General features: G+C 63.6%; 17 protein-coding genes, 1 tRNA gene and 1 pseudogene. 7 read left to right on the top strand and 12 right to left on the bottom strand.

Features of this window, described 5'->3' with window-relative positions:
- The first annotated feature begins 14 nt into the window (after positions 1-14).
- Together D1227_RS00110 and D1227_RS00105 are read left to right on the top strand one after the other, a co-directional pair.
- Positions 15-1208, top strand: a complete 1194-nt coding sequence (locus D1227_RS00110) for an efflux RND transporter periplasmic adaptor subunit (protein ID WP_119377757.1) — start codon at positions 15-17, stop codon at positions 1206-1208.
- On the top strand, positions 1205-4372 hold the full coding sequence (locus D1227_RS00105; protein ID WP_233349537.1) for an efflux RND transporter permease subunit: 3168 nt from the start codon (positions 1205-1207) through the stop codon (positions 4370-4372). Before D1227_RS00110 ends, D1227_RS00105 begins: the two co-directional genes overlap by 4 nt.
- A gap of 26 nt (positions 4373-4398) precedes the next feature.
- Here D1227_RS00105 and D1227_RS00100 read toward each other — a convergent pair whose 3' ends face one another.
- Both D1227_RS00100 and D1227_RS00095 read right to left on the bottom strand, forming a co-directional pair.
- A complete protein-coding gene (locus D1227_RS00100; RefSeq protein WP_119377756.1) occupies positions 4399-7314 on the bottom strand; it encodes a M16 family metallopeptidase in 2916 nt (971 codons plus the stop codon).
- A gap of 101 nt (positions 7315-7415) precedes the next feature.
- Complete coding sequence (locus D1227_RS00095) at positions 7416-8684, bottom strand: adenosylmethionine--8-amino-7-oxononanoate transaminase (RefSeq protein WP_119377885.1); 1269 nt, start codon at positions 8682-8684, stop codon at positions 7416-7418.
- A gap of 89 nt (positions 8685-8773) precedes the next feature.
- On the opposite strand from D1227_RS00095, the gene D1227_RS00090 reads away from it, so the two are divergent.
- The 3 genes from D1227_RS00090 to D1227_RS00080 are packed head-to-tail and all read left to right on the top strand — an operon-like array spanning position 8774 to position 11607.
- Positions 8774-9895, top strand: a complete 1122-nt coding sequence (locus tag D1227_RS00090; protein WP_119377755.1) for an aminotransferase class I/II-fold pyridoxal phosphate-dependent enzyme — start codon at positions 8774-8776, stop codon at positions 9893-9895.
- Entirely contained in the window at positions 9892-10548 is a 657-nt protein-coding gene (gene bioD, locus D1227_RS00085; protein WP_119377754.1) for a dethiobiotin synthase, read from the top strand. The genes D1227_RS00090 and bioD overlap by 4 nt, the downstream gene beginning before the upstream one ends.
- A gap of 60 nt (positions 10549-10608) precedes the next feature.
- Positions 10609-11607, top strand: coding sequence for a sugar kinase (locus D1227_RS00080; RefSeq protein ID WP_119377753.1), 999 nt, complete (start codon positions 10609-10611; stop codon positions 11605-11607).
- Between the two features lie 26 nt (positions 11608-11633).
- On the opposite strand, the gene D1227_RS00075 is transcribed toward D1227_RS00080, so the two are convergent.
- From D1227_RS00075 to D1227_RS00030, 10 genes are all read right to left on the bottom strand, one after another.
- Positions 11634-12431, bottom strand: coding sequence for an enoyl-CoA hydratase/isomerase family protein (locus D1227_RS00075; RefSeq protein WP_119377752.1), 798 nt, complete (start codon positions 12429-12431; stop codon positions 11634-11636).
- 28 nt (positions 12432-12459) lie between these two features.
- On the bottom strand, positions 12460-13233 hold the full coding sequence (locus tag D1227_RS00070; protein ID WP_119377751.1) for an SDR family NAD(P)-dependent oxidoreductase: 774 nt from the start codon (positions 13231-13233) through the stop codon (positions 12460-12462).
- 20 nt (positions 13234-13253) lie between these two features.
- On the bottom strand, positions 13254-15293 hold the full coding sequence (locus tag D1227_RS00065; protein ID WP_233349539.1) for an NADPH-dependent 2,4-dienoyl-CoA reductase: 2040 nt from the start codon (positions 15291-15293) through the stop codon (positions 13254-13256).
- A gap of 34 nt (positions 15294-15327) precedes the next feature.
- Positions 15328-16587, bottom strand: coding sequence for an acyl-CoA dehydrogenase (locus D1227_RS00060; protein WP_119377750.1), 1260 nt, complete (start codon positions 16585-16587; stop codon positions 15328-15330).
- A gap of 17 nt (positions 16588-16604) precedes the next feature.
- Positions 16605-17726 (bottom strand): acyl-CoA dehydrogenase family protein, encoded by a 1122-nt coding sequence (locus D1227_RS00055; RefSeq protein WP_119377749.1) that lies wholly within the window; start codon positions 17724-17726, stop codon positions 16605-16607.
- 192 nt (positions 17727-17918) lie between these two features.
- Positions 17919-19532: a GMC family oxidoreductase gene (locus tag D1227_RS00050; RefSeq protein WP_119377748.1), complete on the bottom strand. Its 1614-nt coding sequence runs from the start codon at positions 19530-19532 to the stop codon at positions 17919-17921.
- A complete protein-coding gene (locus tag D1227_RS00045) occupies positions 19532-20821 on the bottom strand; it encodes a 3-hydroxyacyl-CoA dehydrogenase (RefSeq protein ID WP_119377747.1) in 1290 nt (429 codons plus the stop codon). Before D1227_RS00045 ends, D1227_RS00050 begins: the two co-directional genes overlap by 1 nt.
- A 215-nt stretch (positions 20822-21036) precedes the next feature.
- Entirely contained in the window at positions 21037-21366 is a 330-nt protein-coding gene (locus D1227_RS00040; protein ID WP_267896333.1) for a CoA transferase, read from the bottom strand.
- Positions 21367-21470: 104 nt separating this feature from the next.
- Positions 21471-21555 (bottom strand) — tRNA-Leu (locus D1227_RS00035).
- A 348-nt stretch (positions 21556-21903) separates the two neighbouring features.
- On the bottom strand, positions 21904-22590 hold the full coding sequence (locus D1227_RS00030) for a TetR/AcrR family transcriptional regulator (RefSeq protein WP_119377745.1): 687 nt from the start codon (positions 22588-22590) through the stop codon (positions 21904-21906).
- Between the two features lie 307 nt (positions 22591-22897).
- Between D1227_RS00030 and D1227_RS00025 the strand changes: the two genes are divergently transcribed.
- Both D1227_RS00025 and D1227_RS20080 read left to right on the top strand, forming a co-directional pair.
- Positions 22898-24073 carry a TonB-dependent receptor gene (locus D1227_RS00025; RefSeq protein ID WP_233349541.1) on the top strand — a complete coding sequence of 392 codons (1176 nt, stop codon included), beginning with the start codon at positions 22898-22900 and terminating at the stop codon, positions 24071-24073.
- 155 nt (positions 24074-24228) lie between these two features.
- Positions 24229-24804 (top strand): annotated as a pseudogene (locus tag D1227_RS20080) (IS3 family transposase); the annotation flags it as partial.

The raw sequence follows: 24804 nt of genomic DNA, 5'->3' as shown, positions 1-24804 counted from the left end.
TGTTGGGAACTGTTATGACGTCCGAAACGGGCTCGCAGAAGAGCCGTGCAGAAAAACCGAGCCGCGTGTGGATTCTGGCCGGGCTGCTTGTCGCGGCTGTCGGCTTCGCGATCATGACGGTTGCGGGCGCCCGGTCCGGGGTCAACGAAACCGCCACGGCCCGTGAAGACAGTATTCCCTATGTCGAGACGGCCAGCGTCGAGTCCGCCGGGCGGACATATGACGTGTCGGCGCCCGGACGTCTTCAGGCGCGCGACTCCCTCAGCCTTGTCGGCGAGGTTTCCGGCAAGGTGACGGCGCTCAACCCGGCCCTGGAAGTCGGCGGCCGTATCGCCAAGGGCGAAACCATCCTCAAGATCGATGATGGCGACTTCCGCGCCGACCTGGCCCGCGCCAGGGCGCAGCTCTCCACGGCGAAGGCCCGCCTGCAGCAGGCAGAGGCCGAGAAGAACCGCCAGCAGAGGCTGTCGGAGATTGGGGCATCCCCCGAAAAGGCAGCAGAGCAGGCGCTGGCGGCTTATGAAGATGCGCAGGCCGCCGTCCAGCAGGCCGAAGCGCAACTCGTCGTGGCACAGCGCACGCTGAACAAGGCCGTCATCACTGCGCCCTTCGATGCCATCGTGACCAGCGAGTCTGTCGCGCCGGGCACATTCGTCGCGCCCGGCCAGCCTCTCGCCACACTGATCAGCGCCGGTGCCGGTGAAATCCAGGCCGGCTTGCCGGCTGAGGATATTGCGGCGGTCCGGGCGGCCATGCGCGCGGCGGAGGATGGGCGCCTGCCGGTTCGCGCCGTGCCGAATGGCAGTTCGCTCGGCAGCAAGACGCTGGATGGCTACCTCGCTGAATTCTCGCCCGTCATCGACCAGGGCTCGCGCACGGCCACCGTGATCGCGGTTTTTCCGGACGCGTTCATCCCCGAGAATGAAGGCGAAGTCTTCACCGACGATTTCATGGACATTGTTGTCCAGGGCGTCTCCGAGACCCCTGTCTGGAGCCTGCCGAAGGGCGCGGTTCGCCAGGATTCCTATATCTGGGTGATCGATGAGGACGAACAGGCCCGCCGCGTCAGTGTCGACCCGATCGACCAGTCCGATGATGCCATTCTCGTGCATGCCCCGGACCTCACAGGCGATGAGCGCGTCATGACGACCGTGCTGTCGGAAGAAATCGAAGGCATGCGGGTCCACGTCATGGAGTCCGGCTCGTGAACCGCTGGATCGAAGGCGTTCTCGCAAACCGGGTTGCTGCCAATCTCCTCATGGTCTTCCTGGTGATTGCCGGCGTGGCGTCGCTGTCGGCGCTGAATGTGCGCGTCTTCCCGCCCATCGAGACCAACCAGATCTCTATCACCGTGCCCTATCCGGGCGCAACGCCGGAAGATGTCGAAACCTCCATCGTCCGGCCGATCGAAGAGCGGCTTGAAGGCCTGGAAGGCGTCGACAAGGTCACTGGCCTTGCTGCGTCGGGCGTCGGCAATGTCATCGTCGATATTCCCGAGAGCGAGAGCATGGCCGACATGCTCGACGAGGTGAAGAACGAGCTCGGCCGGATTACCGTGTTCCCGCAGAATTCCGAGTCACCGCAGGTCACAGAGGTGGAGCCGGATGAGCTGGTCGCCCAGATCATCCTTTATGGTGATGCCGACCGGCGGCTGCTGAAGCAGGCGGCCGACCGCGTGCGCCGGGATCTCGCCGCCAAGGACGGGCTGTCGCTCGTCGAGATCGGCGGCGTGCCCGATTACCTGATCCGGATTGCCATACCCGAGCAGGAGCTTCGCGCCCGCAATATCAGCCTTACCGCGATTGCGCAGGCGATCGGCCAGCAAAGCATCGACCTGTCGGCCGGCGAGATCGAGGACGACCGCCAGCTGCTTCGCGTGCGGGCCGTCGGCGAACGACGGAGCGGCGCCGAGTTTGCCAACATTGTCGTCGGTGCGGGAAGCAATGGCCGGCCGATCTATCTGGGCGATATCGCGACGATCACCGATGACCTCTCCGACGATCCGATCGAAGCGGTGTTCAAGGGACAGCCCGCCTCGATCGTTTCGGTCTTCAGGGTCGGCAGCGAGAAGACGCTGGATAATGCCGATATTGTCCGGGATTACCTCGATACGGAGATCTGGGATGCCTTGCCGGCTGGCATTTCACACGAGCTCTGGCGCGATGAATCCGTCAATTTGCGCTCGCGGATCGACCTGCTGGTGCGCAATGCCATTCTCGGCCTCGTCCTTGTGACGTTGCTGCTCCTGCTTTTCCTCGACCTGCGCATCGCCTTCTGGGTGGCGCTGGGGGTTGGGGTCAGCTTCGTTGCGGCCTTCTTCCCGATGTTCCTCTTCGGGGTGACGATCAACCAGCTCTCCCTGTTCGGCTTTATCCTGGCCATCGGTATCATCGTGGATGACGCCATCGTCGTGGGTGAGAACATCCACGCCAACTGGCGGCGCGGGCATGCGCCAATGGAAGCCGCGCGCCTCGGCGTGTTGCGGGTTGCCCGGCCGGTCCTGTTTTCCGTCTCGACCACGATTACCGCCTTCGTGCCCATCCTCCTGGTGCCCGGCCTGTTCGGCCAGTTCCTCGGACAGGTCTCTGCGGTGGTCATCATCCTGCTGGTGATCTCGCTGGTGGAGAGTTTCTTCATCCTGCCGCGCCACCTCTCGCATCTTGAAGAGAAGAAGCCGGGCCGCTGGTCACCCCGGCGGATTGCCGATCCGGTGCGCGACCGGGTCGCCGCGCGCCTGCGCAGTTTTACAGACGGCCCACTTCGCCGCGTGATGGAGTTTGTCGTCCTGCGCCCGGCCATGATCGTGCTGATTGGCGTCGGTATCTTCTTCGCAGCCCAGTCGCTGACATCGAGCGGCTATCTCAAATTCATCTTCTTCCCGGCCGTTGAGGGCGACTATGTCACCGCTGAGCTGGAGCTGTCGGAAGGCACGTCCGAGGTTCAGACCCAGCGCTTTGCCGGAACGATTTCCGAGGCGGCCAGTGTCGCAGCGAAAAATGTCTCGTCCGACGAGGGCGCGCTTGAAGGCGTGCTGTACCAGATCGGCTCGCCAATCGGCGGCGGGGGCGGCAATCCCCTTGAAGGCGGCGGCGGACCCGGATCGTCCGGCAACCGCGCCTATGTTGTCGCCAAGCTCAAGGAGTCCGCCAGCCGGGATTTCGGCGCCGGCAGTTTCGAGCGCGAATGGCGCCAGGCTGTCGGCAATATCCCCGGCGCGGAGAAGCTGACCTTCACCTCGGACCTCGTCAGCCCCGGTGCGCCGATCCAGCTGCAGATCTCGGCCAGGACCGACGAGCAGACCCGCGATGCCGTTCTCGACCTTCGCCGCGAGCTGGAATCCCGTCCCGGCGTCTATGACGTGCGCGATGACCGCTTCCGCACGACCGAGGAAGTGCAGATCCGCCTGAAGCCTCTGGCGCGTAATTACGGCATCACCCAGAACGACCTTGCCCGCGAAGTGCGCGCGGCCTTCTTCGGGGCCGAGGCGGTGCGCATCCAGCGCGACCGCGAGGAAATCCCCGTCCGGGTCCTTCTGCCCGAAAATGAGCGCGACTCGCTGGAGACCCTGAAGCGCCTGCGCGTGAAAGTCGGTGATGGTTTCGTGCCGATGCACAATCTGGCGGAGCTTTCCATCGCGCCGGCACCGGCCTCCATTAACCGCGTGAATGGCCGCCGTATCTACTCATTGAGCGCCTTCGTGGACGAGGATGTCACGACAGCCGATATCGTGTCCGACCATATGTTCGATGTCGTCCTGCCGCGCCTGCAGCAGCAATATGACGGGCTGACCATGCGCGTGTCCGGCGACCAGGAAGACCAGGCCGAGGCCGAACCGGTCCTCGTCCGCAACTTCCTGCTGGCCATGATCGGGATCTACTGCCTGCTGGCGCTGAACTTCCGCTCCTATAGCCAGCCCATCGTCATCATGGCGGCCATCCCGTTCGGCTTTGTCGGTGCCCTGCTGGGCCACGGCATCATGGGCGCCGACCTGACCCTCCTGTCCTTCTTCGGGATCATCGGCCTGTCAGGCGTGATCATCAACACATCCCTGATGGTGACGGACTTCCTGAATGAGCGTCTCGATCAGGGTGAGGACCCGCACGACGCCGTTATTGCGGCCATGCTGGACCGCTTCCGGGCGATCATGCTGACCACGCTGACGACCTTTCTGGGCGTGACACCGATCATCATGGAAACCAGCCTTCAGGCCCAGTTCCTGATCCCGACGGCCATTTCGCTTGGCTTCGGCATCCTGTTCGGAACCGCGATGCTGATCTTCATCCTGCCGGCGTTGCTGATGCTGCATCTTCGCATCTTCGGAACGACGGGGCAGAAGGCAGCGCGTGAGCAGGCCAGTGCGGGCAGCGCCTGATCAGCACCGCCCGCATGGTTTGTAGATCACTCCTCTGACGGCGTGCCGGCTTCCACCGGGTCGCCGAAGATGTCGAGCAGGGTGACGTCGCCGCCGGCGAAGGATTTCACCGGTTCCAGCTGGGTCTCGCCATCGCCAATGATGATCCAGGTCATGTCCGGCTCGGCGAGGTATTCGGCGATCACGCGCTTGTATTCCTCCAGCGGCATGGACAGGAGTTCCTGCTGTTCGTCTTCGACGAAAGTCAGGCTCTTGCCGTACTTGGAGATCTCCCGGAGCGTTCCGAGCTTCTCGCTGAGGCTTTCAAAGGCGCGGGTGTCTTCCTTGACCAGCTTCTGACGCGTCAGCTCGACGGCTGCCTCGTCAAAGTCAGGCCCGTACTGCACCAGCATGTCCCTGATCACCTCCAGCGACGGCTCGGTCGCATTGGCACGCACGCTCGTGCCGATGCGGAAGGGCTGGGGCACCAGGCCGCCCGTCACATAGGAATAGGCGCCATAGGTGTAGCCCTTCTCAATGCGCAGCACCTGAGCAAGGTCGCCGCTGATCCCGCCGCCGAGCTTCTCATTGGCGAAGACGATCTTGTTGTAGTCTGGATGCGGGGTGGCGACGGTCAGCTTGCCGATGGCCAGCACACTCTGTTTCGAGCCCGGCACATCGATGAAGTAGACCTTGCCCTCATCATCCTGTTCGGGGATCGCGGATTCGGGCAGGGCGACCTTTTCCTCGTCCAGCAGGCCGGCAATCTCACCGAAGACCGCTTCGGCCCGTTCCTGAGAGACGGCCCCGGCGATGTGCATGCGCACATTGGTCGCGAGCATCTCGTCGAAATAGGCCTTCAGGTCATCCAGCTCGATGGCGCTTACGCTCTCCTCGGTACCGATGCTGAACCGGCCTTTCGGATGGTCGGCGCCATAGAGCAGTTTGGCGAAAGCATTGGCCGCGATGTAAGGCGGGCTGGCTTCGCGGTCCTTGATGGTCGTCAGGGCCGCTGATTTCTCGCGGGCGAAGTAATCCTCATCCCAGCGCGGCTCGGTCAGCATTTCCACGATCAGGGCAGCAACCTCCTCGAAATTGCGCGCAAGCGTCGTGGCGCTGATCGTGACGCTGTCGGAATCGGCGCTGACGCTGATGCCGGCGCCGAGCAGGCCGATGGCCTGTTCCAGCTCGGCGGCGGTTTTCGTGGCCGTGCCCTCATTCAGCATGTCGGCGACGAGGCTGGCCGTGCCGACCTTGCCGTCCGGGTCCATCCAGGAGCCGGCATCGAAGACGATGTCGAAGGTCACCAGCGGCAGCTCATTGTTCTCGATGCCGAAGAGGCTGGCTCCGTTTGCGAGCTCGGCCGTCCAGACCTCGGGCATTTCGATCAGCGGCAGGTCGCCAAAAGGCGGCTCGGAGCGGTCATACTGGCTCGGCGTCTTCTCGTAGTCGGCTTCCTCGCCCTGGCTGACCTCTTCCGCGGCGACGTCGGCTTTGACTTCCTCGATCCAGACCTCGGCCTTCTCGGCCCCTTCCAGGGCCAGGTCGGCCTCGCCCTGCGGGACGAAGCTCGTGACCACGGCCGGCTTGTCCTTGATATAGGTCTCGTAGACGCGCATCACGTCCTCGGCCGTGACCGCGCGCAGCAGTTCGGCTTCGGTGATCGCATAGGACGGATCGCCCGCGAACTCATTGTCGCTCGACATCTGGTTGGCCTTGCCGAGCACCGTCGAGAGATTGTTGTAGAGAATGGTTTCCTGCTCGGCCTTGATGCGCTGCAGGTCTGTTTCGTTGACGCCTTCTTCCTCGAACGTGGCAAAGGCGTCCTCGATGGCGGCCTGAACAGTGTCGAGGTCGACACCCTCCTTGGCGCGGACGCGGAAGACGAACTCGCCGGCCAGTTCCATTGAGTTGTTGTAGGCCGACACATCCGGGGCCAGCGCCTCGGTCTCGACAATCCCGCGGTAGAGCGGGGAGGTCTTTGTCCCGGCGATCAGGCGGGCCAGCACGTCGAGGGCCTGCTCGTCCTCATGATAGGCCTCGACGGTCGGAAAGGTCATGCGCAGCTCGGGCAGCTTGGCAAAATTGTCCTCGAACCAGAGCGATTTCGTCTCTTCCAGCTTGACCGGCATGGGGGCGAGCGCTTCGACATCCGGGCCCTTGCGGATCTCGCCGAACCAGCGCTGGACCTTCTCCTTGGTTTCCTCGATGTCGATATCGCCGACGATGGAGAGCGTCGCATTCCCGGCGCCGTAATACTGCTCGTAGAACTCTTTCAGATCGTCCAGCGTTGCTGCCTGAAGGTCAGGCAGCTGGCCGATCACCGTCCAGCTATACGGGTGGCCTTCGGGATAGAGCGCGGTTCGGATGACTTCCTGCGTATAGCCATAGGGCTGGTTGTCGACCCGCTCGCGCTTCTCATTCTTCACCACCTGCTTCTCGCGCTCCAGCGCGGCCTCGGTGACGGTGTTGATCATGTAGCCGAGCCGGTCGCTGTCGATCCAGAGGATCTTGTCGAAGGCGTCCTTGGGCACGACCTCGTAGTAGATCGTGCCGTCCGACCAGGTGCCGCCATTGCGCTCGCCGCCCCAGTCCGGGATGGCCTTGCGGTTCCAGCCACGCGGGACGTTTTCGGAATCATTGAACGCCATATGCTCGAAAAAGTGGGCAAAGCCGGTGCGGCCGGGTTTCTCGCGGTTCGAGCCGACATGGACAACGGTCGAGAAGGCGACGATCGGGTCCGATCGGTCGACGTGGAGGATCACTTCGAGGCCGTTCTCGAGGGTGAACTTCTCGTATTCGAGGTCGAAGTCAGCGGCCTGTTCCGGTGCGCTGGCGGCGTCTGCACCGGCGGAGGCGTCCGCAGTTTCTACAGGTTGGTCCGGCGCACTGGCCTCGGTGGTCGCGGCGCACGCGCCAAGAAGGAGCACCGCGGCGATCGCGGTGGATGCTGTCAGTTTCATGATAAACCCTGCCGGTTTGGACGAAAACCGGACGCCCCTCGCAGACGCCCATCTGCGATGGGTGTAGCATATTGTTTTTCGATGTCACGTCCCGGAGTGGTTTACCCTGCCAGCGTCCCGGCGAAGTCAGCGATGGCGCCGGTGAGCCGGCTCAGCTGCCGACTCTCGATGACATAGGAAGGCGTCAGGTAGACAACCCGGCCGAGCGGGCGGATGAAGGTGCCCTGCTCGATGAACCAGCGCCGCGCCGCCTCGACATCGAAATCCTCACGGAACTCCACAGCGGCGACAGCGCCGCAGACGCGTACATCGGCGACCTGGGGAAGGCTGGCCAGCGGATCGAGTTCGTCGAGCAGCTGCTTTTCCACCGCGCGCACCTGTGCCAGCCGCGGCTCGCGCTCGAACAGGTCCAGCCCGGCATTCGCGACCGCGCAGGCGATCGCATGGCCGGTGAAGGTCGGCCCATGCATCAGCGCGTGTTCGGCGGAGTCGGTGTGGAAGGCGGCGTAGACCTCATCGCTGGCGATGGTGGCGGCGAGCGGCGTCACCCCGCCCGTCAATGCCTTGCCGAGACAGAGGATGTCCGGCGTCACCCCGGCACGGTCTGCGGCGAACAGCTCGCCCGTCCGCCCGAAGCCGGTGAAGATCTCGTCAAAGATCAGCAGTACGCCATGCCGGTCGCAGGCCGCGCGCAGCGTCTGCAGGACAGCCGGGCTATGCATCCGCATCCCGCCCGCGCCCTGGATCAGCGGCTCGACGATGACCGCGGCGATGTCGTCATGCTGGGCAAGCAGCCTGTCCAGCGCAGCAGCGCGATCATCACTGTCCGGCAGGTCGACGACATATTGTTCCGGCACGACACCGGCGAACAGGCTGTGCATGCCTTCCTCAGGGTCGCAGACGGACATGGTCGCGAAGGTGTCGCCATGATAGCCGCCCTTGAAGGACACAAAGCGCGTGCGCCGGGCACCGGTCCGGTTCATGGCGTATTGCACCGCGATCTTCATCGCCACTTCCACCGCGACCGATCCGGACTCGGTGAAAAAGACCCGCGACAGCGTTCCCGGCGTCACCTGCGCCAGGCGGGCGGCGAGACGGTAGGCCTGTTCATGCGCGAGCCCGCCCAGCATCACATGCGGCATCGCGTCGAGCTGGTCATGGGCGGCTTTCAGGAGGGCCGGGTGGTTGTAGCCATGCACGCTCGTCCACCAGCTGCCGACACCGTCGATGAGCGTGCGTCCGTCCTCCATGAGCAGCAGTGAACCCTCCGTTGAGCGGATGGGTGCCGGGTCCGGCAGCGTCTTCATCTGGGCATAGGGCAGCCAGATATGGTCCAGCCCCTTCCTGAACCAGTCATTACGGTTCGGCATGTTCGGTCCCTTCATTGAAAGACAAGGCTTGCGGCAATTGCGCATCTCACTAGGACAGGCCCGAAGCAATTTCGAGGAAGCCTGTCTGCATGAGGTCTTTAGGGAGTCTGACACGTTATGCCGAGGGCCGGCTTGAGCGGCTTCGGGACGCAGGCCAGCACCGCACGCTGAAGCCGACCCGACGCATGGCCGAAGGCCGTGCCGAGCGCGCCGGACGCGGCCTCATTTCCTTTTGCGACAATGACTATCTTTCGCTGTCCTGCGATCCGCGCCTCATCGCGGCGGCCTCGCAGGCGGCAGAGCAATTCGGCGTCGGCGCCGGCGCCTCGCGGCTTATCACCGGCGACGGCCCGCTCAACGAACAGCTGGAGACACGGCTGGCGGCGAAGAAAGGGCTGGAGGCCTGCCGCGTCTTCGGCTCGGGCTACCTTGCCAATATCGGCACGATCCCGGCGCTCGTGGGCAAGGGCGACACGATCGTCATGGACGCGCTCTCGCATGCCTGCATGCATGCCGGTGCGCGCCTCTCCGGAGCCGAGATCCGCATCTTCCGGCACAACGACCTCGCCCATGCCGAAGCGCTGATGGGTGATGCGCCGGGGCAGCTTCTGGTGCTGACCGAGACGGTCTTCTCCATGGATGGCGACCTCGCGCCACTGGCGGACCTGGGGGCCCTTTGCGAGCGCCACGACGCCTGGCTGATGACCGACGACGCCCACGGCTTCGGCGTGCTCGAACAGGACAATCCGGCCCCGCTGCAAATGGGGACACTCTCCAAGGCGGCCGGGGCTTATGGCGGCTATGTCTGCGGCCCGGCGCCGGTGATCGACATGCTGACCAGCCGGGCGCGCAGCCTGGTCTACACGACGGGCTTGCCGGCGCCGGTCCTGGCCAGTGCCCTCAGCGCCCTGGACGTCATGGATGCCGAGCCAGAGCGCGCCGGGCGGGCAAAAGCGCATGCGGCGCATTTCTGCAAGCGCCTCGGCCTGCCCGCGCCTGAAAGCGTCATCGTGCCGCTCATCATCGGCGAGGAAGCCCGCGCCATGGCAATCTCGGCCGAGCTTGAGGAAGCCGGTTATCTCGTCACCGCGATCCGCCCGCCCACCGTGCCGCAGGGCACCTCGCGGCTGCGGATCACCTTCTGCGCCGGTCATTCGCAAGCCGATGTCGACGGCCTGGCCGACGCCCTGCAAAAGGCGCTCCGGTCATGAGCGCTGTCTTCGTCACCGCGATCGGAACCGAGATCGGCAAGACCTATGTCAGCGCGCGCCTGCTGAAAGGCTGGCGCAAGGCAGGCCACCGGGTCCATGCCGTCAAACCTGTGATGAGCGGCTTCGGCGAGGATGCCCTCCTCATGTCCGATGCCGGCCAGTTGCTGCAGGCCTGCGGCGAGACGGTCAGCCCGCAGAGTGTCTCCGGCATCTGCCTGCACCGCTTCGAGGCACCGCTCGCCCCGAATGTCGCGATGCGCCGCGCCGGCGTCGAGCAGGACTATGGTGCCATTCTCGATTTCACGCGCCGCCAGATCGAGGAAGCCGGTGCCCACAGGATGATTGTTGAAGGGGCCGGGGGCGTGATGTCACCGCTGACCGATGATCGGCTGCAGATCGACTTCATGGCAGACCTTGCCCTGCCGGTCATCCTCGTGGCGGCGCCTTATCTCGGCGCTGTCTCCCATACGCTGACCGCTATCGACGCCTTGAAGGCGCGCGGGCTTGAAATCGAGACGCTCATCATATCGCAGCCAGACCCGGCCAGCCCCGACCCGGACACGCTGGCCGAGGAAGTGTTGCGCTTCCGCCAGGTGCCGGTGTCGCTTGCCGGGCACGGCGCGGGCTTCCTTGCTGGGCACGCATCTGATTAGGTGCGGGGGATCAATCTGTCGGCTGGCCGTGGCTGGCGCGTACGCTGGGAGCAAGGCAACATGACCGGGCGCATCATCTGTTTCGGCGAACTGCTTCTCCGCTTCACCACGCCCGGCCATGAGCGCCTGATGCAGTCTCCGAAATTCGACGTCCACTTCGGCGGCGCGGAAGCCAATGTCGGCGTATCGCTCGCCCGGTTCGGACATGATGTCCGTATGGTGAGCGCCCTGCCGGACAATCCGTTCGGTGAGGCCACGATCGAGGCGCTCCGGGCACAGCAGGTCGATGCGAAGGGTGTGGCGCGCGGCGACGGCCGGATGGGGATCTATTTCCTAGAGACGGGCGCCGTCCGCCGTCCGTCCCGGATCGTGTATGACCGCGCAAATTCGGTCTTCGCCAATACACCGGCCACGGCCTATGACTGGCCGAAGCTCCTGGAAGGCGCGGACTGGCTGCACCTGTCAGGCATCACGCCAGCTATTGGTCCTGAACCCTCGAAAGCCGCGCGCGATGCGGTCCGCACCGCCCGGGAGATGGGGATCAGCGTGGCGTTCGACGGCAATTATCGAGAGGCGCTCTGGTCGGCCTGGGGCGGCAACGGTCCGGACGTGCTGCGCGACATTCTCGGCCATGCCGATGCAGCCTTCATCAATGAGCGCGACATCGCCCTTATCCTGGGTGAGACGCCAGCCAGCCGCGCAGATGCCATGACGCGCGCCTTCGAGGTATTCCCCAGCCTCTCCGCCATCGCCTGCACGTCGAGGGCCCAGACCTCGGTCACCGACCAGACCCTGACCGGCGAGCTATACACCCGCGAGGGACACTGGACCTCGAAGCCTCACACGATGAGCGGCGTCGTCGACCGGATCGGGGGCGGCGATGCCTTTGCGGCCGGCATCCTGCACGGCTCCATCGAGGCCTATGGCGCACAGCGCTCGGTCGAATTCGCGACGGCTGCCAGCGTGATCAAGCATTCCATTCCGGGCGACTGGAACCTCACCACGGTCCGGGAAGTCGAGGATGCGATGAGCGAAAACGGGCTCGACGTCAGGCGCTGAAGACAGGGCGGCACCTGCTTCCCGGATCAGGCGTCGCGGTAGACGGGTTTGCGCTTCTCGATGAAGGCCTGCATGCCTTCCTTTACGTCTTCGGTCGTGGAGCACAGCACCTGGTTGCGGTTCTCGATCGCCATGGCGGCTTCGAGGCTGGCGGCATCGACGGCCATGTTGAGGCCTTCCTTGGTGAGCCGCAGCCCCATGGGCGATGTTGCCAGCATCTCCTCGACGAACACCTCGCCGGCCGCATCAAGCTCTGCATCGGGAACGATCTGGTTGACGAGGCCAACCGCCAGCGCGCGGTCTGCATGGATGAAACGGCCGGTCATCATCAGCTCCGAGGCGATGGTCACGCCGACCAGCCGCGGCAGGAAATAGCTGACACCCATATCGCAGGCTGACAGGCCGAGCTTGATGAAAGCGGCATTCATTTTCATGCTCTCGCCGCCGATGCGGATGTCTGAGGCGAGCGCAAAGGCAAAGCCCCCACCGCAGGCCGCCCCCTGGATCAGTGAGATGATTGGCTGCGGACAGCGCCGCATCTTGATGTAGACGTCCGCGAGGAAGCCCTGAAAGCCAAAGCCGCCTCCAAAGGGCGGCTCATTGCCTTCGCCACGGGCCTTGATATCGAGGCCGGCGCAGAAAGCGCGCCCGGCGCCCTTCATCACAACGATGCGGCAGGCTCGATTGTGAAACAGCCCGCCGAAATAGTCCGACAGCTCGCCGACCATTTCGGTGTTGATCGCATTCAGCATGTCAGGCCGGTTGAGCGTCAGATAATGAACGCTGCCGCGAACCTCGACGCTGATCGTTTTGTAGTCGTACATCTCTTTTCTCCCCTGGAGCCGGCGGCCGCTAGCGTGAGCCCTGCCCGTCATCGACGCGCACGCAGGTGCCCGTCACCGCGTCCGAAGATGGGCCGACGAGGAAGAGGAGGGCGGAGTCGAGCTGGGCGGGATTACCGATCCGCTTGCGCGGGAAGTGCTGGGCAATGTCGCCCATCCGCTCGAGCATGCCGTCCATCATCTCGGACTCGAAGGCTCCCGGCGCGATGGCGTTGACGTTGATGTGGTTGCGGCTCCACTCCACCGACAGCGTCTCGGTGATGCGAACGACGGCGGCCTTGGAGACCGAGTAGAGCGCTGCGCCGTTGCCGGCATAATGGAAGGCTGCAGCAGAGGCGATATTCACGATACGGCCCGGCTTGTCGGCGGCCATCAGCCGGCGGGCAACCTCGCAGCTCAGGATGAAGGGCGCACGGACATTGATGTCGAGCACGCGGTCGATGAGCTCGACGCTCATCTTGTGAGCGCGCTGCGCGTCGGGAATACCGGCATTGTTGACGAGGATGGTCACCGTGCCGAGAGCCTCCTCGGCCTTGGCCACGGCTCCGATCATCTGGTCGGCATCAGTGGCATCCATCTCGACAGCAACGGCTTCACCGCCAGCATCGCGGATTTCCTTTGCGAGGGCTTCGAGGCGGTCGACGCGGCGCGCGGCGAGGGCCACCTTGGCGCCCTGGCTGGCGAGCACCTTGGCAAAGCGAACGCCGAGGCCCGACGAGGCACCGGTGACAAGCGCCACCTGGCCGGAAAGGTCGGTGGATGCGTTGGGAAGGGGATAGGTCATTGGTGTCTTTCCTTAAGGGGCTAGACTGCGGCAGCGGCGTAGGCCGCCTGATTGATGGCGCGCTTGGCGTCGAGTTCGGCGGCCTCATAGGCCCCGCCGATGAGCGACACGTTCGCGCCCGTTTCCATCAGCGCGTCGTAGAGATCGCGCAGCGGTTCCTGGCCGGCACAGAGAATGATCGTGTCGACCTGGAGCAGCGTCGGCTCGCCACTGATGGTGCAATAGATGCCCTCATCGGTGATGCGGTCATAGTTGACGCCGGGCACCATCTGGATACCGCGGCGGCTGAGCGTGAGGCGGTGGGTCCAGCCGGTGGTCTTGCCAAGGCCCCGGCCGACGCGGGAGGTCTTGCGCTGGAGCAGCCAGATCTTGCGCGGGGAAGGGGCAACCTCCGGCTCGACACCGGTGACACCGCCGCGCGGATGGTTCTTGAAGTCGACACCCCATTCCTTCGCGAACAGGTCGATGTCGAGCGCCGAGGATTTGCCGGAATGCGAAATGAGTTCGGCGACGTCGAACCCGATGCCGCCCGCGCCGATGATCGCAACGCGCTCGCCGACCGGCTTGCGGCCGAGTATGGCGTCGATATAGCCGATCACCTTGGGGTTATCGATGCCGTCGATGGCAGGCGTGCGCGGATTGATACCGGTCGCGATGATGATCTCGTCATAGCCGCCATGGCTGAGCTGGTCTGCATCGACACGGGTGCCAAGCCGCAGTGTCACGCCGGTCACGTCAAGCTGGCGCCGGAAATAGCGAAGCGTTTCGTGGAACTCTTCCTTGCCGGGGATGCGTTTGGCGAGATTGAACTGTCCGCCAATCTCGTCGGCCTGCTCGAACAGTTCGACATCGTGGCCGCGTTCGGCGGCGATGGTGGCATAGGCCAGGCCCGCCGGACCAGCGCCGACAACGGCGATCTTCTTGCGCTTTGCGGTCGGCTCGTAGGAGAGCTGGGTTTCATGGCAGGCGCGCGGATTGACGAGGCAGCTGACCTCCTGGCGCCCGCCAAATGTGTGGTCGAGGCAGGCCTGGTTGCAGGCAATGCAGGTGTTGATCTCGTCCTCGCGGCCCTCGGCGGCCTTCACCATGAACTGCGAGTCGGCGAGCATCGGCCGGGCCATGGAAACAAGGTCGGCATCGCCGCGCGCAAGGACCCCCTCGGCCACATCCGGCATGTTGATCCGGTTGCTGGTGATCATCGGCACGCTGACTTCCTTGCGCAGCCGCCCGGTCACGCTGGTAAAGGCCGCACGCGGGACCATGGTCGCGATCGTCGGAACGGCGGATTCATGCCAGGTGAAGTGGGTCGAGATGATCGACACGCCTTCCTTTTCCAGCGCCTTGGCGAGCTGCACGATCTCTTCCCACGACATCCCGTCCTGCAGCATGTCCATGGCCGCGATGCGGAAGATGACGATGAAGTCCTCGCTGACCGCCGCCCGCACGCGCCTGACGACTTCCAGCGGGAAACGCATGCGGTTCTCATAGGAGCCGCCCCACTTGTCGGTCCGGAGATTGGTCTTGCGGACGAGAAAGGTCGACAGCAAGTAGCCGGCCGAGCCGATGATCTCGACGCCGTCATAGCCGGCCTCTTCGGCGCAGCGCGCGCAATTGGCAAAGTCCGACAGCTGTTTCTCGATACCGGCCTCGTCGAGTTCTCTCGGCGTGTATCCGCCAATCGGTGAGGCCACCGCCGAAGGCGCGACGCAGGCTTCGCTGCGAACCAGCGGACCGGCGTGGAGGATCTGCATGCAGATCTTCACCTCCGGATCGGCCTCATGCACGGCATCAGTGATCACCCGGTGGCGGGCGACTTCCTCGGCATTGGCCAGCTTCGCGCCGCCGCCGCCTTCCTCGTTCGGCGAGATGCCGCCTGTGATGATCAGGCCAACGCCGCCCCGTGCGCGCTCGGCGAAGTATTCGGCCTGGCGAAGATGACCGTCAGCCTGTTCTTCGAGCCCGGTATGCATCGACCCCATGATCGCCCGGTTCTTGATCGTGACATTGCCGACCTTGAGCGGGGAGAAAAGCAGCGGGTATTTCGGATGTGCGTCGCCCACAGGCGCCTCCTGTGACTGTCGTGGCAGCGAACCGCTATTTCTTCTGCTTGCCGCTGGTCGGGATGTCCTTGAAGGCAACGTCCTTGTCGACGCGGATGTCGCCCGGCAGGCCCAGCACCCGTTCACCGATGATGTTGCGCAGGATTTCGTCCGAGCCACCTTCGATACGGGTCGCCGGCGAGCGCATCAGCATGGCCTGGAAGCGGCCATTCTGCGGGCTGTCCTCATCCCAGACGACACCCGACTCGCCCTGCAGGTCGAGCGCGAACATGGCGAGTTCCTGCATGGTGGCGCCGGCGACGAGCTTGCCGATCGAGTTTTCCGGGCCCGGCGTTTCCCCCTTGGAGAGGGCCGAGATGGCGCGCATGCCGGTATATTTGAGCCCCGACTGCTTGATCGCGAACTGCGCCAGCTTCGAGCGGACATTGGAATCGGCCACGGCCGGCTCGCCGTCGACTTCGGCTTCCATGCAGAATCTGAACAGCTCCGGAAATCCGGTCGACATGCCGGAGCCGATGGAGAGCCGTTCATTCATCAGCGTGGTGAGCGAGACCTTCCAGCCTTCGCCGACCGCGCCGAGGCGCTGGCTGTCAGGGATGCGGACATCGGTGAAGTAGACTTCGTTGAAGCCGGAGGCGCCATTGGCCTGCTTGATCGGCACGACCTTCACCCCGGGCGAATCCATGCGCAGGAAGAACATGGTCAGGCCCTTGTGCTTGGGCACGTCCGGATCGGTCCGCGTGATGAGCAGGCCCCAGTCGGAGTTCCGTGCACCGCTGGTCCAGATCTTCTGGCCATTGATGATCCAGTCGCCCGAGCCGTCATCGGCCTTCACCGCGCGGGTGCGAAGGCCCGCAAGGTCGGAGCCGCTGGCCGGTTCGGAGAAGAGCTGGCACCAGATTTCCTCGCCGCTTGCGAGCGGCGGCAGGAGCTTTTCCTTCCACGCTTCATTGGCCCAGGCCATCACCGTCGGCCCGCACATGCCGTGACCGATGGTGAACGGGCCGGAGAGGACCGAGTAGACGCCTTCTTCCTGGCCCCAGATGACGCGTTCGATCGGCGTGCGGGCGCCGCCGCCATACTCCTTCGGCCAGTGCAGGCAGGCCCAGCCGGCGTCGGCTTTCTTTTTCTGCCAGGCCTTGCCGGCCTTGATCGGGTCTTCGCTGGTCAGGCCGCTTGAGCCGAAGCTCGCGCGCTTGAGTTCAGCTTCCAGGTGCTTCGGCGCATTCGCGTCGAGCCAGCTGCGGACCTCCTTGCGGAATTCGGCTTCCTGAGGGGTGTCGTTGAAATCCATCTGGTCGTTCCTTCCGTTCAGGCTGCTGCTTCGACATTGCCGGCGCTCATGCGCTCGATCAGCAGGCTCTCCCAGGTCGAGAGCGAGCCGAGCGCAAGGGCGAGGGCGTTGGAGCGGCGGTAATAGAGGTGGCAGTCATATTCCCAGGTGAAGCCCATGCCGCCATGGGTCTGGATATTGTTCTTGGCGCAGTGCTGGAAGGCCGTGGTCGCCGAGACGCGCACGGTCGCGGCTGCGACCGGCAGTTCGGCCGCGCTGGTGGCGAGGGCCCATGCCCCGTAATAGCAATTGGACCGGGCCAGGGTCGCGGACACATACATGTCCGCCAGCATGTGCTTGATCGCCTGGAAGGAGCCGATCTGACGACCAAAGGCCATCCGCTCCAGTGCATAGTCGCGCGCCATTTCCAGCGAACGGTCTGCCCCGCCGAGCTGTTCGAAGCCCATCAGGATCGCCGCGCGGTCCATGACCTGCGTTGCGATGTGCCAGCCATCGCCTGTGCCGCCGATGCGGGTCGCTGGTGCGTCCTCGAAGCGGAGCCGGGTCTGCACCCGCGTAGGGTCCACGGAGTTGAGGTTCTCGCGGCTGACGCCGCCCGCTGAGAGATCGACCAGGACAAGCGAGACGCCATCGCCTTCGCGCGCTGCGACGATGGCGATGTCGGCGATGGCGCCGTCTGCGACCGGCGATTTCGTGCCGGTCAGCTTGCCATTCTCGAAGCGTGCAGAAATCTTCGACGGCTGCATCCGGCCTGAACCTTCATTGATTGCCCAGCATCCGATCGTCTCGCCTGAAGCCAGTTTCGGCAGCCAGGCCGATTTCTGTTCCTCGCTGCCGGCCTGCATCAGGCATTCGGCAACCAGATAGATGGATGAGGCGACAGGCACCGGCGCGAGCACGCGGCCAAGTTCTTCTGCGAGCACACAGAGCTCCAGATGGCCAAGGCCGACACCGCCATATTCCTCCGGGATCGCCGCGCCGAGTACGCCGAGCTCGGCGAGCCCTCCATAGAGCGCCGCGTCATGATTGGCGTCGCCTTCGAGCACGGCCCGGACCGCTTTTGGCGGACAGCGCTCTTCCAGGAAGCGGCGAACCTGATCGCGCAGCTGGTTCTGTTCGTCCGAAAAATCGAGATTCATGTGTCCCTTGCTCCCTTGGCCGGACGTCAGGCCTGACCGGCCAGCGTCCTGTCTTTTTCTCGTCCGCCGCGCGGCAGACCTGTTTGTGACAGATTGCCACCGGGGGCGGCGTTTCGACAAGGATTGCCCGAACGTCACATGCCGCAAGGGCAAAGGGGGAGAGGCTTGTCGGGGCGTAGCTGCCCCGGAGCATCAGCGATCGATCAGCGCCGCGCCTCGCGCCGCAATCATGATGGTCGGCGTGTTCGTGTTGCCAGAGACGATGCGCGGCATGACCGACGCATCGATCACGCGAAGACCGCCCACACCGCGGACGCGCAACATCGGATCGACGACCGCCATGGGGTCATTGTTGGGACCCATTTTAGCTGTTCCGACGGGATGGAAAATCGTCGTGCCGATGTCGCCCGCCAGTTCTGCCAGGTCCTTTCCGGCGGCGGCCGGTCCGGGGACATGTTCTTCCGGCTGGAAGCGGGCAAGCGCGGGCTGGTCCATCAGGCGCCGCGTGACGCGAATGGCATCGGCCGCGACGCGCCGATCGTGATCGGTGTCCAGATAGTTCGGATCGATGACCGGCGCTGCGTCCGGGTCGGGGCTCTGAATGCAGACATGCCCGCGGGAGGTCGGGCGCAGGTTGCAGGCCGCCACGGTAATCGCCGGAAACCGGTGAAGCGGCTCGCCAAACTTGTCGAGGGACAATGGCTGGACATGGAACTGGATATTGGCGCGGCTTTGCGCCGGATCGGAGCGCGTGAAGATGCCGAGCTGGGATGGCGCCATCGTCAGGGGGCCTCGCCGGCGCAGCGCATAGTCCAGCCCCATGCCGGCTTTTCCGAACAGCGAATAGTAGGTCTGGTTGAGCGTCCGCGTGCCCGACACCTTGTAGATGGCCCGCTGCTGGAGATGGTCCTGCAGATTGGTCCCGACGCCGGGACGGTCGACGAGGGTATCGACACCGGCTGCGGCCAGGACGGCGCCGGGCCCGATGCCGGACCGCTGCAGGATTTGCGGACTGCCGATTGAGCCGGCGCAAAGGATGATTTCGGCGCGGGCCGTCGCGCTGAAGCGCTGGCCGTTCTGCCTGAAGATGACACCCGTCGCCTTGCCGTTTTCCAGCACCAGCCGCTCGGTCAGCGCGCCGGTCTCAAGCCGGAGGTTCGCGCGCCTCAGAGCAGGCTTCAGAAAGCCGCGCGCGGCCGACCAGCGCCGGCCGGTCTTCTGGTTGACGTGGAAATAGCCCGAGCCCTCATTGTCGCCGGTATTGAAATCGGCGGTTTTGGGAATACCCATCTCCTCGGCGGCATCGCGGACGGCATCGAGGATCGGCCAGCTGACACGCGGCGGCTCGACCCGCCACTCCCCGCCCGCTCCATGTGCCTCGCTTGCGCCGAGGAAGTGGTCCTCGATGTCACGGAAGACGGGCAGCACGTCGTCCCATCCCCATCCGGGATTGCCCTCATCGCGCCAGGCATCGTAATCGGAGGCCTGTCCGCGCATGGTGATCATGGCATTGATCGCCGAGGAACCGCCAATCACCTTGCCGCGCGGATAGTCGAGCGAGCGGCCATTCAGACCGGGCTGCGGGCTGGTCCTGAACATCCAGTCGGCGCGTGGATTGCCGATCGCGAACAGGTAGCCGACCGGGATGTGGAACCAGATCCAGCTGTCCTTCCCGCCCGCTTCCAGCAGGAGGACGCGCTTGCCCGGATCGGCCGACAGGCGGTTGGCCACCACGCATCCCGCCGATCCGGCGCCGATGACGATATAGTCGTAGTCACCGGAAAGGGGCTGCGCGGGGGCGTCCATCAGCCTGGCTGAACCTCGATGAACCTGCCTCCGTCGCGGGCGAGCCGCTTGAGCGTTTCGGCCGGCGCAAAGCGATCGTCTTCCGCGCCAAGGCGCTGCATTGTTTCGAGCACGGTTTGCGCGCCAACCATGTCGCCATACAGCATCGGCCCGCCCTTGTCGGCCGGCCAGCCATAGCCATTCAGCCAGACGATATCGATGTCGGATGCCCGCTGGGCCTTGCCTTCCTCCAGGATCTTCAGGCCCTCATTGATCATCGGATGAATGCAGGTCGCGATGATTTCGTCCTGTCCCGGCGCATTGCCGGCCTCCACGCCCGTAATCTCGGCGATGATCTTCGCGGTCACATCCGACGGGATCGGGCGGCGGTTCTCATCATAGTCGTAATAGCCCGCACCGGTCTTCTGGCCGCGCCGGTCCAGCTCGCAGAGCGCGTCGCGGATCGGGTTGGCCGTCTTCGCCCCTTTCTTCCAGCCAATGTCGAGGCCGGCGAGGTCGGACATCTGATAGGGGCCCATGCGGAAGCCGAAGGCGTTGAGGGCGGCATCGACGTCCCAGGGCATGGCGCCCTTGTAGACGAGCTTCTGGGCCTGGGCCTGGCGCGCGAACAGGATGCGGTTGCCGACAAAACCCGGGCAGACCCCGACCAGGACCGCAACCTTGTTGATCGTTTTCGCCAGGTCCATGCAGGTCATGATCACGTCATCGGCCGTGTGATCGGCCCTGACGATCTCAAGCAGCTTCATCACATTGGCCGGCGAGAAGAAGTGCAGGCCGATGACGTCCTGCGGGCGGTTCGTCGCGCTGGCAATCTCATCAATGTCCAGGGCCGACGTGTTCGTTGCCAGGATGGCGCCCGGCTTCATGATGCGGTCGAGGTCCGAGAAGATCTTCTTCTTCAGGTCCATGTCCTCGAACACCGCTTCGATCACCAGGTCGCAATCGGCGAAATCTTCCATGTTGAGCGTGCCCGAAAGCCGCGCCATGCGCGCCTCGACCTCGTCCTGCGGGAAGCGTCCCTTGTCGGCACTGCGCTGGTAGTGACCGCGCACGACGCCCAGGCCGCGGTCCAGGGCTTCCTGCTTCTGTTCGAGGATCACAACCGGGAAGCCGGCTGTGGCGACGTTCATCGAGATGCCGCCGCCCATCGTGCCGGCGCCGATGATTCCGACTTTCTTGATTTCGCGTCTCGGCGTGCCGGCCGGAATGTCCGGCACCTTCCACGCGTCCCTGCCCGCCTGGGCAATGTAGTCGGAAACGGCTTCGGGGGTCATGGTTGTATCTGACATGGTGCAAGGTCCTCCACATGGTCGCTACGGCGTTGCGGCGTGATCGCCGTCAATATCTCCCGATGTCATACATCGCGAACACGATCGCGCGAACCTCCGACATCGCATAATCCATTGGAGGGATGATCGATCCGTCCGTGAGACAACCACCAGCGGTCGTTGCGAGTCGTCACGTGCCGGCTTGATCGTTCCCGCATGCGGCGGCGGCGGGCGGACTAGATCGTGCCATTGCGGCGAAGGGCATCCAACGCTTCCCGGTCAAGCTTGAGAAGGCTGGAATACATCTCCTCATTGTGCTCGCCGAGCGTCTCCGGCCCCGGCCAGCGCACGCTGCCGGGCGACGAGGAGAGCTTCGGCGTTACATTGGGCATGGCGATCTTGCCCCAGCGCGCGCTGGCGAGCTCGACCAGGGCCTCGCGGGCAGCATAGTGCGGGTCGTCCAACATCTCGCCGGCGCGGTACACCTTCCCGACGGTTACGGCATGCTCGATCATGTGGGATTCGATCTCGTCGATGCCACGCTCGCGGGTCCACTCATTGGTGATCGGTCGAGTGCCTGCCGGTCCGCGCCGCGCGCCGAATGGGTCGCGTCGATACGCCTGTTTTAGAAGGGTTTATGGAGCTATTCGGACTGTCTCGGAAAAAGCAATGGTGCCCAGGAGAGGACTCGAACCTCCACGTCGTGAGACACACGGACCTGAACCGTGCGCGTCTACCAATTCCGCCACCTGGGCAATCCGGCTGCGAAGGCGGGGTGATAGGGCTGGCAGGCCAGAACGTCAACGGGGAAATCCAGCAATGTAATCACGCAATTGATGACTTCAGAATACCGTGGCCCGGTCGGAGCTACGAATTTACTTTAAGCAAAACCACAGCTTGCATTTCTCGAGAAAAAATGAAACCTATGCATTAATGAACTTGGAGAAACACAAATGCCAGCAACCCGTCTTCCGTTTTGGCGGTGAGGCGCGACATGTGCAAACGCGTCTCTGCCGTCTGATCACAGAGGGCTTTCTAACGCGATACGATACCGGATCACTTTTTAAAGTGGCGCGAAAGTCAACAAGCCGCCCGAATTTAAGCTAGGGGCGTCGCTTGGCCTTCTCATTGAGCTCGTGAAAGCCGCCGGCCATGAAAGAAGCCATGCGCTCCTTGGCGGCTTCAAAGTCATCAGACTTGCAGAGACCGTCAGACAGCCGGTCGATCCGGCCGGTTCGGCCAAGCGTCAGCATTAGGGCGCCTGTGACAAAGTGATAGCCCCAGAAAAGGTCCTCGCGCGACAGGTCGGGAAGGGCCTTCTGGAGGAGGTCGATGAGGCGCAGGACAACCTGGTCGAAATGGAAATCGAAAAGTTCGGCGCCGTAGGTCGTGTTGGAAGACTGCGCGCCGAGCACGCCGTAATTCTTCCAGCCTTCGCCGCCCTGGCTGTAAAGATCGAGGTCCGTATCGAGGAAAGCCCGCAGCGCGCCTTCGACCGTCGGCTTGCCCCCGCTCGCCTTGTCATACTCGTCTAGGGCCTTCATGCGCAGTGAACTTGTTACGCCGGCGCGGCGGGCGATCACGGCATCGAACACGCTCTTCTTGTCGTCGAAATAGTAGTTGAGCAGCGTGTGGTGCACCCCGACGCGCTTTGCGATGTCCTTTAGCGTGACGCCGTTAAAGCCGCTCTGGGCGAACAGATATTCGGCCTCGTCCAGGATCTGCTCCGTGGTTTCGGCGCGCTGTTCAGCCTTGGTCATGCGGCGGCGCTTGGGTGCGGTTTTCGTCATTCGGTCAGTCAGCCATTCTTTTTGATCAGTTCTGGTGAATGGCCAATCGTCCGCCATGTCAACGCTCGGCAAGGTCGCAGGCAGGGTATCAGCCGAGCACTGGCGCTAAGGTTCGCTGTGGTCACGACTGCCCTGTTTATTGTCATTCACCTCATCCGGTTTCCACTCTGACCTATCCAGCCCTGCGCCAAAAGACACAAGCGCAATAATGTTCATTATCGCAAGAGTGAATTTTATTGACACGGCTTTTTTTCTGGTTTCTATCGTCGGCACAAGCGGGAAATCCGCGGGACCAAGGGAGGAAGATATGACGATGAAATTCATGGCATCCGTTTCGGTAATTTCGCTGATCGCGCTTGGAGCGCCAGCCTTTGCCCAGGACGCCGATGCACCCGACACAAGCGAAGCGACACCGGAAAACGAAGCGCGCCAGGAACGCGTCCTGGTGACGGCAACCCGCCGCGAGGAAAGCCTGCAGGATGTGCCGCTCGCCGTGACGGCCTGGCAGCAGGACGCGCTCAGCGAGAAGGGGATCGTCAGCTATGACGGCCTTGCTCGTGAAACGCCGGGCATCGTGCTCAACCAGCCGACGGCCAACTTCAACACCATAACGACGCGCGGTATCGCCACGAATGGCTATGGCGCGAACCTCCAGGCCGCGACCGCCATCTACATCAATGAATTGCCGATCTCCTCGAACGGCAACTCCACCATCCTCGACCCGACCCTGTACGATGTTGAACGGGTCGAAGTCCTGCGCGGCCCGCAAGGCACACTGTTTGGCGCAAACTCTCTTTCCGGGGCCGTGCGCATCCTGACCAAGGCGCCGAACCCGAACGAATTCGAAGCCTCGGCGCTTGTCGATTACGGTCTTGTCGACGGCGATGCCTTCCGCCAGCGCTATAATGGCATGGTCAACATCCCGCTGCTCGAGGACCAGCTCGCGCTTCGTCTTGTCGGCTTCTACCGCGACGAAGATGGCTGGGTCGACAATCTCGGTACCGGCATTGAGGGGTCGAACTCGCTCGAAGCCGTCGGTGGCCGCGCACACCTCCTCTGGGAGCCGACCAGCAATTTTGATCTCGGCCTTCTGATCATCCACGAAGACAATGACCCAGCCGATTCCGGCCTGACCAATCCGGACCGGGGCGAATTCCTTCGTTTCACCGAGCGGCCGGACCTCTTCCAGTCAGATTTCACCAGCTACAATCTGACGGCGAACTATGAAATGGACTGGGCGACGCTGACCAGCTCCTCGACCTATTCCAATGTGGACGGCCTGTTCATTGTCGACCTCGCCGGAACGTTTAATCAGGCGATCCCCTTTGCGCTCGACGCAGTTGGCTCTGACGAGAATTTCGTTCAGGAGGTTCGCCTCGTTTCTGCCGACGGCGGTGACTGGGACTGGGTCGTCGGGGGCTTTCATTTCAACAAGCGCCGCGACATCGATTATGACTACCGCTCTTCGATCGAATTCCTCTAGGCCCGCAATCTGACGGGCCTTCCAGACGAATATTATCAGAGCTTCGCGGGTTATTTCGACGCCATCGAAACAGCCGCCTTTGGTGAGCTTGGTCTGCTCCCTGAAAAGTGGTCCATTATTTGAGTTAGTTCCGGCTTCAGATATGGAGCTGAGACATGGGCAAGAGATCTACGCCTGAAGAGATTATTGCGAAGCTGCGGGAGGTGGAGGTGCGCCTTGCTCGCGGTGAGACGACGGGTCAGGCCGTGCGTTCGATCGGCGTGACGGAGCAGACCTACTACCGGTGGCGCAAGGAGTATGGCGGGCTGCAGGTTGGCCAGGCCAAGCGGATGAAGGAGATCGAGAAGGAGAATGCGCGGCTTCGCCGGGCGATCTCCGATCTGACCCTCGACAACCAGATCCTTCAGGAAGTCATCAAGGGAAAGTTCTAAGCCCTTCACGCAAACGCGAAGCGGTCGATCATGTGGTTGAGACACTCGGCGCAACCGAGCGCCGGGCCTGCCGTGTGATCGGCCAGCACCGTTCCACTCAGCGCAAGCCGCGCGTGCCGCGTCAGGACGAGGATGTGCTGACAGCAGCCATCATCGCCCTGGCGGAACGGTTCGGCCGGTATGGCTACCGCCGGATCACGGCCCTGCTGAGACGGGATGGCTGGCATGTGAACGAGAAGCGCGTCTATCGCATCTGGCGGCGTGAGGGGCTGAAAGTGCCAATGAAACAACCGAAACGTG

This window comes from Henriciella mobilis (genome assembly GCF_003576315.1).
GTDB classification, from domain to species: Bacteria; Pseudomonadota; Alphaproteobacteria; order Caulobacterales; family Hyphomonadaceae; genus Henriciella; species Henriciella mobilis.
The sequence above is the reverse complement of the archived record's forward strand: the minus strand, read 5'-3'. Positions and strand labels throughout refer to the sequence as shown.